The organism is Vibrio hippocampi (assembly GCF_921292975.1).
GTDB classification, from domain to species: domain Bacteria; phylum Pseudomonadota; class Gammaproteobacteria; order Enterobacterales; family Vibrionaceae; genus Vibrio; species Vibrio hippocampi.
In genome coordinates this window covers 36,088-49,762 of record NZ_CAKLCM010000003.1, presented here as the reverse complement: position 1 = coordinate 49,762, position 13,675 = coordinate 36,088, and the positions used below count along the sequence as shown (strand labels likewise).

The 13,675-nt window shown below is 46.5% G+C and carries 11 protein-coding genes; 7 read left to right on the top strand and 4 right to left on the bottom strand.

Annotated features, from left to right (window positions below; genetic code table 11):
• Positions 1–170 precede the first annotated feature (170 nt).
• Complete coding sequence (uxaC, locus tag L9Q39_RS13390; RefSeq protein WP_237485615.1) at positions 171–1,607, top strand: glucuronate isomerase; 1,437 nt, start codon at positions 171–173, stop codon at positions 1,605–1,607.
• Positions 1,604–3,610, top strand: a complete 2,007-nt coding sequence (locus L9Q39_RS13385) for a heparinase II/III domain-containing protein (RefSeq protein WP_237485614.1) — start codon at positions 1,604–1,606, stop codon at positions 3,608–3,610. The genes uxaC and L9Q39_RS13385 overlap by 4 nt, the downstream gene beginning before the upstream one ends.
• 111 nt (positions 3,611–3,721) lie before the next feature.
• Here L9Q39_RS13385 and L9Q39_RS13380 read toward each other — a convergent pair whose 3' ends face one another.
• Positions 3,722–4,483, bottom strand: a complete 762-nt coding sequence (locus tag L9Q39_RS13380) for a DeoR/GlpR family DNA-binding transcription regulator (RefSeq protein ID WP_237485613.1) — start codon at positions 4,481–4,483, stop codon at positions 3,722–3,724.
• 42 nt (positions 4,484–4,525) lie between these two features.
• Entirely contained in the window at positions 4,526–5,257 is a 732-nt protein-coding gene (locus L9Q39_RS13375; protein ID WP_237485612.1) for a glycerophosphoryl diester phosphodiesterase, read from the bottom strand.
• A gap of 221 nt (positions 5,258–5,478) precedes the next feature.
• Between L9Q39_RS13375 and ugpB the strand changes: the two genes are divergently transcribed.
• From ugpB to L9Q39_RS13350, 5 genes are all read left to right on the top strand, one after another.
• Positions 5,479–6,786, top strand: a complete 1,308-nt coding sequence (ugpB, locus tag L9Q39_RS13370; RefSeq protein ID WP_237485611.1) for a sn-glycerol-3-phosphate ABC transporter substrate-binding protein UgpB — start codon at positions 5,479–5,481, stop codon at positions 6,784–6,786.
• Between the two features lie 195 nt (positions 6,787–6,981).
• The gene (gene ugpA / locus L9Q39_RS13365; RefSeq protein WP_237485610.1) at positions 6,982–7,863 is read left to right on the top strand and encodes a sn-glycerol-3-phosphate ABC transporter permease UgpA; all 882 of its coding nucleotides are present in this window, start codon (positions 6,982–6,984) and stop codon (positions 7,861–7,863) included.
• Positions 7,863–8,711 carry a sn-glycerol-3-phosphate ABC transporter permease UgpE gene (gene ugpE / locus L9Q39_RS13360; RefSeq protein ID WP_237485609.1) on the top strand — a complete coding sequence of 283 codons (849 nt, stop codon included), beginning with the start codon at positions 7,863–7,865 and terminating at the stop codon, positions 8,709–8,711. Before ugpA ends, ugpE begins: the two co-directional genes overlap by 1 nt.
• Entirely contained in the window at positions 8,712–9,833 is a 1,122-nt protein-coding gene (locus L9Q39_RS13355) for a sn-glycerol-3-phosphate import ATP-binding protein UgpC (RefSeq protein WP_237485608.1), read from the top strand.
• Positions 9,826–10,629: an HAD-IIB family hydrolase gene (locus tag L9Q39_RS13350; protein WP_237485607.1), complete on the top strand. Its 804-nt coding sequence runs from the start codon at positions 9,826–9,828 to the stop codon at positions 10,627–10,629. The genes L9Q39_RS13355 and L9Q39_RS13350 overlap by 8 nt, the downstream gene beginning before the upstream one ends.
• Before the next feature lie 130 nt (positions 10,630–10,759).
• Here the strand turns inward: L9Q39_RS13350 and speB are convergent, their stop codons facing one another.
• Both speB and speA read right to left on the bottom strand, forming a co-directional pair.
• Entirely contained in the window at positions 10,760–11,689 is a 930-nt protein-coding gene (gene speB / locus L9Q39_RS13345; protein ID WP_237485606.1) for an agmatinase, read from the bottom strand.
• Positions 11,689–13,593: a biosynthetic arginine decarboxylase gene (gene speA, locus L9Q39_RS13340; RefSeq protein ID WP_435532839.1), complete on the bottom strand. Its 1,905-nt coding sequence runs from the start codon at positions 13,591–13,593 to the stop codon at positions 11,689–11,691. The genes speB and speA overlap by 1 nt, the downstream gene beginning before the upstream one ends.
• Between the last annotated feature and the right edge of the window lie 82 nt (positions 13,594–13,675).

Sequence of the window (13,675 nt, the reverse complement as noted above, 5' to 3'; positions counted from 1 at the left end):
CTCGTATAAATAAACACCACATTCATGGTTATGTGATCGTCAAGCATGTATAGAAACAAAAATTCTTAATTTTTAAAACATTGATCGCATTAAAATCAAACCGACGTTTTATTTTTATGGTAACTTTAGTTATCCGCTCTTAACAGGTCGCTTAACTGGGTCACTTAACTATGTCCAATACCTACATCAGTGAACACTTTTTACTCTCTACTCCTCTGGCGATTGACTTATATCATGACTACGCCGCATCCTTGCCTATCATTGACTATCACAATCACCTTGAAGCAAAAGAGATCTGGGAAGATCACTGTGCGACCAATCTTGCTCAAGCTTGGTTAGACAAGGATCACTATGTATGGCGGGCGATGAGATGGAATGGCATTGATGAGCATTGGATTACTGGTGCTGCCAGTGATCAAGAGAAGTTTCAAAAGTGGACTGAGTGTATGCCTTACCTATTGGGTAACCCGCTGTATCAATGGTCACATCTTGAGTTGAAGCGCTTCTTCAATTGCTCAAAAACCCTCAGTCAACACACAGGACAAGCAATCTGGTCAGAGTGCCAGCCTCAATTTAATGACAAGCAGGTCAGTACACGAAAAGTGCTCAAGCAATGTAATGTGACCACGTTATGCACCACGGATTCTCCCTGTTCCGATTTGCGATACCACATTCATCTTCAACAAGACCACTGTTCGACCCAAGTTCTACCGACCTTTCGCGCCGACGAACTGTTTGCTATTGACGATCCACAAGCTATCGAGCAAACCATCGCGCAATTGGAGACGTGTGAACAGACAAAGATTGCCACCCTCGACGACTACTTATCCGTTATCCAAAAAAGAGTGGCGTTTTTCCACTCAACGGGATGCCGACTGGCCGATCTTGGTCTGCCTCTCGTCACCTTTGCTCAATGTAGCAAACAGCAAGCGGAACGGTGCTTCGATCTGCTTCGACGCGGTGGCGACCTGACTTCGGAACAAGTCATACAGCTAAAGAGTTTTCTATTTACCTATCTGGGAAAGCTCTATCACCACAATGAGTGGGCGATGCAACTACACATCGGAGTGCTACCCAACGTGAACGCAAGACGTAAAGCCGCACTCGGGGCGGGAACAGGTTTCAGTGTGATCAATGATCAACGCATTGCGGAAAACTTGACCCGCTTATTGGATTCACTCGACGACACTCGGCAACTGCCTAAAACCATTATTTACAGTGTGAATCCTGAACATAATAGCGTTCTAGCCAGTATTAGCGGCGCGTTTCAAGACAGCGACAGCGCAGCAGGCAAGATTCAGTTGGGTGCTGCTTGGTGGTTTAACGACCACAAGGATGGCATGGAAGCTCAACTGACCACGCTGAAAAACCTCGGTGCTTTAGGTCGATTTATCGGCATGTTAACCGATTCGAGGAATATTTTTTCAATGAGTCGCCACGAATACTTCCGCAGAGTGCTGTGTAACAAATTAGCCGAATGGGTTGACCAAGGTGAGCTCCCGAACGATATGGCATTGCTCAAAATGACCATAGAAAACATCTGCTACTACAACGCTCTGAACTATTTCAATTTCCCATCAGTGAACAAACAAGAGGCGGTTCAATGATTCAATTTACCTCTCAACAAATGACTCGTATTAAAGCTCGCGCAAGCGATGAGATAATACAACAACTTATCCAAGACAATCAGGTGGTACTTGAAAGTGATACCTTGGTGCCCCCTGATGGTCGAGCGACGTGGAACCTTTACTATTTCTGTCCTGAACATGGCGTGCGTTTACAGTGGGATCGTAATAAACCGACCTCGCACTGCTGCCCTATTGATAACAAAGCGTTCACGGGAGAGCCCTATGATGGCGCATGGTGGCGCTGGCTTAATGGATTGAATGCTAAAGCTTGCTATCAATTGGGGCTATTGTGGCAACTGACCGGAGAACAGCGCTATCTTGATAAAGTGACAGAGATATTAATGCTCTCGGCACAATATTACCCCGAGTATCAAGTTCATGGCGGCATCCCGTACAATGGTCCGGGCAAAGCGAATGCACAGACCCTATGCGAAGCCAATTGCCACCTCGATCTTGCCCGCGGCTATGACTTTATTAAATCCGAACTCAGTGACGAGCAGCAAGTCTATATTGAGCAGAGATTATTGCGTGAAGGTGCTGAGTTTTTGATGCAGCACCGCACGAAACAGTTGCATAACCATGAAATGAAGATCAATGCGACCATTGGTGTGATTGGTTTAATTCTTGATGATAATAGCTATCTCGATTTCGCATTAAATACGCCTTATGGCATCCACTACCAACTCAATCATGGGTCAAGTGAGGAAGGAATGTGGTTTGAAGGCTCCATTCACTATCACTATTACGCACTGCAAGCGCTGCTCAACTTTGAAAAAATGGCCTATAACACGCCCTACTCGGTCAGCAGTAATCGCCATTTTTTAAAAATGCTCAAGTTCCCACTCAACTTGGTTTTGAATACCGGAGACTTTCCTCGTCTTAACGACTGCATCGCGGGTCAGGAAAAACTTACTCATAGCCATTTATTTGAGTTCGCTTACCAGCACTATCCATGCGATGAATTTGCCCAAGCACTCACCAGCATTTACCGCAACATCCGCCGCAATAATATTGATGCCCTGCTCTACGGCGTAGATACGCTGCCACAAACCGCAGCGCTACAGTGCCAGTCGCTACACGCAGAACAAGCGGGGATCACCATAGAATATGATTCAGAACATCAGCATACGATGCTGCTCAAGCATTCCCCTTATGGCGGAGAACATGATCACTACGACCGACTTGGATTGATTATCGTCAAACAGGGCAAAGAAATCTTACCGGATCTGGGCACGACAGGTTATGGCGCACCGCTACATTACGGATATTACAAAAACTCCGCGACGCACAACACGCTGGTTGTGAATCAACAAAATCAATCACCGATTAACCCGGAGACACTGTGTTATCGCAACACCGAACAATATAGCCTTATCGATTGCCAAGTCGATTGGAGCAAACCTGCGGCGACGGTTGATAGTCATACCTTAGAACACTGGGATAGTGACGCTTATCAAGATATTCATTTTAGACGTACCATCATCCGTATTGGTGAGGCCTACATTGAATTAAACCAAGTCACTAATCCACATCAGCAACAACTGGATCTGACTTACCATGTAAGAGGTCAGCATCAATTATCGGAACATTGGCAGGTCTGCGCCAACCCATTGTCCGGGGTCTTAGCCAACATGACCAAAACGCATTGTCATCAGAAAAGTCGCCAGCACACCTTACACTATGCGATTGAAGAGCAACCCCATGGCTATCATCAACATATCGCCTGCGCGACAGAGTGTGAGATCTTAGTCGGTTACGCACCGGATAACCCAGCGACTTCCGATTTGGCTTATGCATTACTGCGCTCAACAGCACCACGCCTGCAAGCGATGGTGTTACATGATCTATCGAGTGAGCAATGTTACTCATTACAAGAGGTCATTTGGAAGCATAACGAGGTGCAGTTCACGTTACAAACGGCACAGAAAAAGCAACGTATTTGCTATCAGTTTGCAGAATGTCGGTTAACGATTGAGGCGTAGCGATCAACATATCCATCAAGCCAGCGATGGTGAGGATTAATGCGATTGAGTCACAGAGTTATCATCAGTAACGATGAAACTCTGTGACACCTGATGTGTTGTTAACTGTCATTATTCACTGAAAGTTTCGCCTGTCTTATCAGAGAAAATACGGTCAAAGTAGCGAATAGGGGCAACTCTTGCACTGGCTTTACGTTGCCACTTTGAACTATTCGCCACTAACCATTTTTGTTGGGCGCTGCCTAGTATCGCTTGACTTACTGAGGCTTCTCTTAGCTCATGTTCCATAACATAGTCTTCAAATTGTGTCTCTTCACAAACGGGGGTCAGCTTGGGTACTCGACTGATCGATGCACAGCTAACGATTGCAATATCCGCGATAAACTGGGCAAAAAATGCCTCGGCACCGTCACCGATCACATCACCATCATTGACGCGTATTCGACCACCAGGCAGCCAAGTTTCAATTTGTTCATACTGAGAAAGAATATGCGCCGCATGGAAATTGTTGGTCACGACTCGCAACTCTTTATGCTGACCCAACTGCTCTGCTATAGCGGCAATGGTGGTTCCAATGCCCAAAAACAGTGTACAGCCATCCGGGATAGCATTGACGACCTGCTGAGCTATTCGCTGCTTCTCATCCTGATTCGCTAGGCGACGAGAAACAAAACTGCGATTGCTCAATGTACTTGGCAATCCAACGCCACCATGATGACGTTGAGCTAATCCATAATGACACAGCTCATTGATATCACGGCGTATCGTTTGAGTGGTAACATCAAACTGTGCCGATAACTCTTCAATGGAGCAATATTCTTGTCGCTGAATAAGATCAATAATACTTTGCTGTCTGAGACTCAAGTTATTCATAGTTATGAGTAATTTTGTGATGGCGATAAGTTGATTAACAGATTAACACACTTGATTGATTACTGGCTGATAAGCTTGTGGCCTATCGCTAATCATCATATTCACACCCCAATCCCAATGTTGCTCCACTAACTCTGGAAAATTGGCGGTATAGCAGTAGAGCTGATAGCCCGCTTGTTTCATCTGCTGTGCTTGTTCAGGCAGCAAAAATCGGTAGTCGCAATGGACACTGTAAGCCTCGATACTATCCAGCTCTTCAAGAGCCTTCGGTGGAATAGACTGCCACAATTGTCCACGTCGGATCTGTGGCAAACAACGTTGCATCAACTGCAATGCTTGCCGATCAAAGCTAGAAAACAACAACTGATCCGTCGGTAACTTCGCTTCATCAATCACCTTTGCCACTTCAGCACAAAGTTGCGCCACATCATCTTGTGGGTAAACTTTCAATTCGATATTCACCCTACAACCTAGCGCTTGAACCAGCTTAAGCGTTTCATGCAAAGTCGGGATTTTTTCACCTCGATACTGCTCAGAAAACCAGAGACCCGCATCCAATTTTTTTAGTTGCGTCAATGTCATATCGGCCACCTTACCGCTGCCATTAGTGCAACGATTAACGGTTTGATCATGAATCACGACGGGGATCAAATCCTGACTCAGCTGAACATCTATCTCGATCCATTCACATCCGTATTGCGGCGCAAGTCGAAAGGCGGTCAAGGTATTCTCGGGAGCCAAACTAGACACCCCGCGATGCGCTGTTATGTTCATCATTTTCCTATTTGTTCATTTATGCTCAAGTGAAGAATTACACGGCTACATGACAATTTCATGGCAGAAAATGCGCCAAAAATAGTTTCAATTAAGTTCATTTAACTGTAATTGAAGCGTCATTTTATTCATTTAACTTTCAAGTGAACCTTTACTGGGTCAAGGGTGACCCGAACTAATCGACATCGTTAACCAACGATCAAATATACAAAGGAATCATTATGTCTATCATGCGCCTTACTGGTCTTGCAGTCACAGCAGCACTACTCAGCACACACGCACAGGCAAAAACCGAAGTGGAATGGTGGCACGCGATGGGTGGTGCTTTAGGTCAAAAAGTGAATGAGATTGCCGCGAACTTTAATGCCTCACAAGATGAGTATGAAATCAAACCCGTCTATAAAGGCAGTTACGCTGAAACGATGACCAGTGCCATCGCAGCGTTTCGCGCCAAAGAACAACCTGCCATTGTGCAAGTGTTCGAAGTGGGCACGGCAACCATGATGGGCGCGGAAAAAGCTATCTATCCTGTCTATCAGCTTATGGCTGACACCAAAGAACCGTTTAACTCAGATAACTATCTCTCTGCAGTGACTGGCTACTACACCAACACCCAAGGTGAAATGCTGTCGATGCCATTTAACAGCTCAACGCCTGTGATGTATTACAACAAAGACATGTTTGCTAAAGCAGGCATTGAGCAGGCGCCAAAAACTTGGAAAGAGATGGAACAGGTCTCGCGTAAGCTGTTGGATTCTGGTGCTAAATGCGGCTTTACCACAACTTGGCAATCCTGGGTGCAGATCGAAAACTTTGGGGCGCGCAACAACATCCCAGTGGCGACACAAAGCAACGGTTTTGCCGGGCTTAACACTGAATTTAAGTTCAATGACGCACCTTACGTAAAACATATTGAGCAGCTTGGTCAGTGGTCAAAAGAGGGCGTGTTCAAATATGGTGGTCGCCAATCTGATGGTATGCCACTGTTTTACACTCAAGAATGTGCCATGACGATGGGCTCATCAGCAGGTCTAGCGGGTATTCAAGAGAATATGAAAGGCATCAACATTGGTGTTGCTGAACTGCCTTACGACGATGAGTTGGTTAAAAAGCCTCAAAATACCATCATTGGTGGCGCGTCTCTCTGGGTTCTACAAGGTCACTCCAAACCAGAATACCAAGGTGTTGCTCGCTTCTTTAGCTACCTCTCTAGCCCAGAGGTTCAAGCAGACTGGCACCAATTCACTGGCTACCTGCCAATTACACAGCAAGCTTATGAACTGACCAAACAGCAAGGTTTCTATGACGCTAACCCTGGCACCGACACTGCGGTCGTGCAAATGACATCAACTCAACCAACGGAAAACTCAAAAGGTATCCGCTTTGGTAACTTCTTACAAACTCGTGACATTATCAACGAGGAGCTAGAAGGCGTGTGGTCAGGAAAAACAACGGCTAAAACAGCACTCAACAACGCGGTTCGCCGTGGTGACGAGCAGCTACGTCGCTTTGAGCGCGTTCAAAAGTAATTCACCCGTGAATCCCGCCGTCTCAATTGAGGCGGCGTCTTTACCCAAAATAATTGGAGTTGCCTCAAGGCGACAAGCAAACGAAGTCTCATGAGCTTAGTCCTATTAGCTTAGGTAATTGAGTGATTGGGATGAGTGAGCGCAGTCAACGCAGAAGCAACTTCAAGTATGAAGGGTATTTATTCGGTACCTTATATGTCTTCTCCTGTAGTATTTAACCACCGTTGGCTACCTATTGCCTTAATTACGCCTCAGTTAATCATTACCTTGGTGTTTTTTATCTGGCCCGCGGGTCAAGCGATCTTCCTATCTTCACAACTTGAAGATGCCTTTGGCATGAGCAGTGAATTTGTTGGCTTAGAAAATTTCACCAATCTAATGAACGATAGCTACTACCTCAGCTCGTTTTTCACCACCTTACAATTTAGCGCCTGCGTGGCCATATTAGCCTTAGTCAGCGCTCTTATTCTCTCCGCCTTTGCCGAGCACATCGTACGCGGCGCCACCGCCTATCGAACATTTTTAATTTGGCCTTATGCTGTTGCACCCGTCGTCGCAGGCTCATTGTGGCTGTTCCTATTTGATCCCACGATTGGCGTCATTAGCGAGATTTTGAACCACTTTGGCGTTAACTGGAACCCAACGTTAAATGGCAGCCACGCTATGTGGATGGTGATCATCACGTCGACATGGAAACAGATCAGCTACAACTTTCTGTTTTTCCTTGCGGCTTTGCAATCCGTACCTAAATCATTGATCGAGGCGGCTGCTATTGATGGCAGCGGACCGGTCAAGCGCTTTCTCACGATTAGCTTCCCGTTGATTTCACCGACCAGTTTTTTCCTGCTGGTCGTCAACTTTGTCTACGCCTTCTTTGACACTTTCGCCATTATTCACGCCATGACCCAAGGCGGACCGAGTAACAGCACTTCAACCCTTGTGTACAAGGTTTATAACGATGGCTTTATCGGGCTCGATTTAGGTTCATCAGCGGCGCAGTCGGTCATTCTGATGGCGTTAGTCGCGATATTAACGGTGTTCCAATTTAAATATATTGAAAAAAAGGTGGCTTACTAATGGTCGAAAGACGTCCGCTATTTAATCTATTTTGCCATCTCATTTTGATTGTTGGCATTGTCTCTATTGCTCTGCCTGTTTGGATTGCCCTAGTGGCGACCACACACGACAACACCGTATTTGCTACTGGTACACCACTCTGGTTTGGTGATCTGGGATTGAGTGTGTTTGGCGAGTTGTTGAGCAATGAGAGTTCTTTTAATAACAATGCATTACCTATCACTAGCATGCTAGTGAACTCGTTAATCATGGCGCTATGTATCACGATAGGTAAATTAACTATCTCGATACTATCGGCTTATTCCGTGGTGTTCTTTCGCTTCCCCGGTCGTATGTTGGCGTTTTGGATGATCTTCTTCACCCTGATGCTACCGGTTGAGGTGCGCATCATGCCAACCTTTGAGGTGATCACTAATCTCAACATGCTCAACTCATTTTCGGGCTTAACCATTCCATTGATTGCCAGCGCGACAGCCACGTTTTTGTTTCGCCAATTTTTTATGACGATTCCCGCGGAATTGGTCGAGGCGGCACGTATTGATGGCGCAGGACCCATTAAGTTCTTTATCGATATCTTGTTACCACTGTCACGCACCAATATCGCAGCGTTATTTGTGATCACCTTCATCTACGGCTGGAACCAATACTTATGGCCGTTGCTGATCACAACGGACGCTCAGTACTACACCATCGTCATGGGCATCAAACAGATGTTGGGTGTGGTCGACGGCGTCATTGAATGGAACAAGATTATGGCAACCACCATCATTGCCATGCTTCCCCCTGTAATTGTTGTCTTAGCGATGCAAAAAGCATTCGTTAAAGGCTTGGTAGATTCGGAGAAATAAATGTCTACATTAATGCTTAATAATATCGCCAAATGTTATCCCAACGGCTACCAAGCGATTCACGATCTCAATCTGACCATTGATGATGGTCAAATGGTCGTTCTAGTGGGTCCAAGTGGTTGCGGTAAGTCGACTCTGTTGCGCATGTTAGCGGGTTTAGAAACCATCACTTCCGGAACGCTGACCATCGATGACAAGGTGGTCAATCAGTTAGAGCCTGGAGAGCGCGATATCGCTATGGTGTTCCAAAACTACGCTCTGTACCCTCATATGACCGTGTATGACAACATGGCTTACGGTCTAAAAAACCGCAAAACCCCTAAGCCCGAGATTGAACGTCTCGTCAATGAAGCCGCAACAATGTTGGAATTGGCTCACCTGTTAGACCGAAAACCCAAACAGCTTTCTGGTGGTCAGCGTCAAAGAGTTGCGATGGGACGAGCGATTGTACGTGAGCCCAAAGTGTTTCTATTTGATGAACCTCTTTCCAACCTTGACGCTAAGCTAAGAGTCCAGATGCGTCTGGAGATCAAACGCTTACAACGAAGACTCAACACCACCTCGGTCTACGTCACTCACGATCAAGTAGAGGCGATGACTCTCGCCGATAAACTAGTGGTCCTTAACAAAGGTAATGTCGAGCAAGTCGGTTCACCACTAGAGATATACGACCAACCTGCTTCACTGTTTGTCGCAACGTTTATGGGTTCCCCTGCCATGAATATTGTGGATGCAACAATTACCCCCAACGGCATTGATGTTGGCAACGTCAGTCTAACTTGTAACACTCACCCTCTCGAACTTGGCGCAGTAAAACTTGGCTTAAGACCTGAGCACCTCCAACTGACGACCACGACCTCTTGGTTACAGGTTGAAGTGGAATTAATCGAAGCCCTAGGTGCCGATCTACTCCTTTACTGTCGCACTCTCGATAGCAGTCAACAAAATCTGGTTATACGAGCCGATGGGCACGCTAAGATTGCTATTGGCGACCGATATGGTGTTGAGATAAAACCAGAACATATACACCTGTTTGATACCAGTACGGAAAAGCGTATTAAACTGAAGCAAACACTCACTTACTCGCGAGTCATTGATGCAAAAGAAGTCCAGCATGCCTAAATCACTAAACCAACTCACCCTAGCCGAAGCAAAAACCATAGAGTGGTTATTTACCGATGTCGACGACACACTAACTTGGCAAGGGGCGATGCCACATGAAACTTTCACAGCATTGGCTCGCCTTAAACAAATTGGCATCAAGGTTGTCGCCGTCACCGGAGCTTGTGCAGGATGGTGCGATCAAATCGCGAAGCTGTGGCCGGTGCACGGCGTTATTGGAGAGAATGGTGCTTTCTGGATGCAGAAGCAGATCGATGGACTAAAGATTCATTCGCCACTCCCTCTCGACACCATGAGAGCGCAGCAGCAGCAACTCAAACAAGCGGTTAGCGATATATTGTCACACTATCCTGAGATTACCCTTGCCAGCGATCAGCCGTTTCGATTTTCTGATGTGGCCATCAATATCGGGCAAGACCGTCCTATGCTGGAATCGAACATAATCAATGAATTACTTAACAAGATCGCTTGTCTTAAAATTGATGGGCAATCCGTAACAGCGATGCCAAGCTCAATCCATATCAATGCTTGGGTTGGCGAACATAGCAAGCGAGCCACCACTCAACGGTATCTTGAGCAGCATCAGCATAGTGACTTATCGAAAATCTGCTATATCGGTGATTCCCTAAATGATCAGACCATGTTTGAGTGGCTACCATTGACCGTTGGTGTCAATAACATTCGACCGATACTCAACCAGCTAACCACAGCGCCAAGCTACATTACCCAAAGCAATGGCGGTTTTGGTTTTGCCGAATTTGCCGACTTGCTTATCGCAGCTAAAACTCAAGCGTAATTCAACCAAAACCCTGTTACTATCCATTCCGCTCATAAGACATATCTCTAACCAGCAAGAGCTCTAATGTGCAACAACACTAATGAGCAAGAGTCTAATGAGCAAAAAGAGTAACAGGGCTTGTATGTCACTATTTCACTTTTGAATGACTCGCTGTCCAAAGGTACAGCATCTCCAAAGCAATGGTCGCACCCGCTAACGCCGTGACATCGCTCTGATCGTAGGCAGGTGCTACTTCAACCACATCCATACCAACAATATCGATGCCCTTAAGACCGCGAAGAATCTTCAATGCTTTATCGGTGTTGATACCGCCGCAAACCGGCGTACCTGTTCCCGGTGCAAAGGCTGGGTCAAGACAATCAATATCAAAGGTGAGGTAAACGGGTTTACCGGCCACGGTTTGTTTGATCTGCGCAACAATCTCATCGGCTGACATATCATTGGCTTGCATGCCATTAATCACCTGAAAACGATGCCCTTCTCGGCTGTATTCGGTACGAATACCTATCTGCACCGAATGCTCGGGCGAAATAAGCCCTTCATTAGGTGCGTGGTAAAACATAGTACCGTGATCGAAGCGGCTTCCGTGTGGATACGTGTCGGTATGCGCATCAAAGTGAATCAGGGCCATTTCGCCATGCTTTTTATGATAAGAGCGCAACAGCGGCAAGGTAATAAAGTGATCACCACCGAAAGCCAGCAAGGTTTTACCACTCGCTAAAATGGCATCACAAGCGGCTTCCAATCGCTGAGTGAGATCTTCCGCATCGCCCGTGTCGAACACCAGATCGCCGGCATCGATCACGCTAGTATGGTCGAATAGGTTAAAATCCCATGGGAATTTTTTGCTTTCCCACGACAAGTTAACCGAGGCTCGACGCATTCCATCAGGTCCGAATCGTGCGCCTGAGCGACCTGACGTCGCCATATCAAACGGCACACCTAATACCACTACATCAGCGTCGCTTGTGGTTGGATCTGGTACCAAAGGACGACGCATAAAGGTCATCGCATTGGAGTACAAGGAGTAATCTGTTTTTGAAAATAGATCGTTCATTAGAAGTCCTCAAGATAGGTGTAACCCACCAAGCCCTGCTCTAATTCATTCAGTACATCTTGCTGCTCATCGGCCGGAACACGGCTTGCGACCATTTCGCGATAGTGGCTACGGATAAGTTCTACGTCGATATGCACGTAACGCATCATATCTTCTACCGTATCGCCTTGGTTGATGAAATCAATGTTCGCCTGACCTTGTTCGTCAACATTAACCACCACACTGTGGGTATCACCAAACAAGTTGTGCATATCACCCAATATCTCTTGATATGCTCCGACGAGGAAGAACCCCATCAAATACGGCTCATTTGGGTTCCATGCGGGGACTGGCAATGTCGTCTCGATACCTTGCCCATCGACGTATTGGTCAATCGCACCATCTGAGTCACAGGTAATATCCAGCACTACCGCGCGTTTTTCTTCTACGCAATCTAAGCCGCTCAGTGGCAGCACAGGGAACACTTGATCAATACCCCAAGCGTCCGGCAACGATTGGAACAGTGAAAAGTTAACAAAGAACTTATCCGCTAGGCGCTCACTCAATTCATCCAAAATAGGTCGGTGATAGCGGTTCTTGGTATTCATCGCCAAGCTCAACTCATAGTTGATTCTAAGTGACAACTGCTCTGCCCACGCTCGGTGTTGCAGATTAACCATGCCCGCCGCAAACTGGTTATGCACCTCAGCCACATCATTTTGGGTGCCGTTATAAACTTCGATCAAGGCTCTGTCATCATTACCATCACGAACAGACAGGAAGTTATCCCACATGTTGTGAAGTAGGAGTGGCGCATCCTCATCAGGGGCGATAACATCTTCCGGGATATAGGTTTCAGTGCCAATCACATTGGTAATCAACACAGCGTGATGAGCGGTAAGGGAACGACCCGATTCTGAGATGATCACTGGCATCGGCTGCTGATAAAGCTGGCAGATGTCCCCCACCGTGGTAACGATATTGCGCGCATACTCTCGCAATCCGTAGTTCATTGAGTTGGAGGACTGACTGCGCGTACCGTCGTAGTCAACCGCTAAGCCACCGCCGACATCAAGATACTTCAGCTGTGCGCCGTTATCACGCAACTCACAATAGAAACGTGCCGCCTCACTCACGCCGTTGCGTACATCGCGAATATTCGCCATTTGCGAACCAAGGTGGAAATGCACTAACTCAAGTGCGTCTAACTCCCCTTCGGCTTTGAGTTTGTCTAATACGGTAAGGACTTGTGATGCGGACAAGCCAAACTTGGACTTCTCACCACCACTGGCTTGCCATTTGCCTGCCCCTTGGGAAGCGAGTCGAATACGCAGGCCAAGGCGAGGTTTAACTCCCATTGCTTTGGCTTCTTGCAGCACTAAATCGAGCTCAGATAACTTTTCAAGCACAATGAAGACTTTATGCCCTAGCTTTTCACCAATCAGAGCTAAACGGATATATTCTCGATCTTTATAGCCATTACACACAATCACAGAGCTGGCTTTTTGCGCCAGTGCGAGTACCGCTAACAGTTCCGGCTTGCTTCCCGCTTCTAAACCGAGCTGTTTTTGCTCCAGTTTCGCTTGGCTTGCCAAGATCTCATCCACGACCTCTTTCTGCTGGTTGACCTTGATTGGGTAGACCAATAGATAGTGATTATCGTAATCGTACTCTTCAATCGCCTGATTAAATGCATCACAGATATTGTGAACTCTCTGATGAACAATTTGAGGAAAGCGAACCAAGGCAGGCAGTCCAATTTGCTGCTGTTCCAGTTGCTTAACGATGTGACTTAAGGGGATTTGGTGATCTTCACTCGAGGGAGAAACATACACTTCTCCATTATCATCAATACCGTAAAAACCTTGGCTCCAGTGCTTAACGTTGTACTCTGCACGGATGCGTTCTAGATTATTTTGTTGCAAAGCTAATGCCCTCAATATGCTTAGGCCATTGCAGAGAAATACGCTAAAAAGGAGTCTCGTGACTCTAGCTATTGCTTAGGGT

Bases quoted from the DNA above. Each gene is read 5' to 3' on its own strand.
- uxaC (WP_237485615.1), top strand. From the start codon at position 171: ATGTCCAATACCTACATCAGTGAACACTTTTTACTCTCTACTCCTCTG.
- L9Q39_RS13385 (WP_237485614.1), top strand. From the start codon at position 1,604: ATGATTCAATTTACCTCTCAACAAATGACTCGTATTAAAGCTCGCGCA.
- L9Q39_RS13380 (WP_237485613.1), bottom strand. From the start codon at position 4,483: ATGAATAACTTGAGTCTCAGACAGCAAAGTATTATTGATCTTATTCAG.
- L9Q39_RS13375 (WP_237485612.1), bottom strand. From the start codon at position 5,257: ATGAACATAACAGCGCATCGCGGGGTGTCTAGTTTGGCTCCCGAGAAT.
- ugpB (WP_237485611.1), top strand. From the start codon at position 5,479: ATGTCTATCATGCGCCTTACTGGTCTTGCAGTCACAGCAGCACTACTC.
- ugpA (WP_237485610.1), top strand. From the start codon at position 6,982: ATGTCTTCTCCTGTAGTATTTAACCACCGTTGGCTACCTATTGCCTTA.
- ugpE (WP_237485609.1), top strand. From the start codon at position 7,863: ATGGTCGAAAGACGTCCGCTATTTAATCTATTTTGCCATCTCATTTTG.
- L9Q39_RS13355 (WP_237485608.1), top strand. From the start codon at position 8,712: ATGTCTACATTAATGCTTAATAATATCGCCAAATGTTATCCCAACGGC.
- L9Q39_RS13350 (WP_237485607.1), top strand. From the start codon at position 9,826: ATGCCTAAATCACTAAACCAACTCACCCTAGCCGAAGCAAAAACCATA.
- speB (WP_237485606.1), bottom strand. From the start codon at position 11,689: ATGAACGATCTATTTTCAAAAACAGATTACTCCTTGTACTCCAATGCG.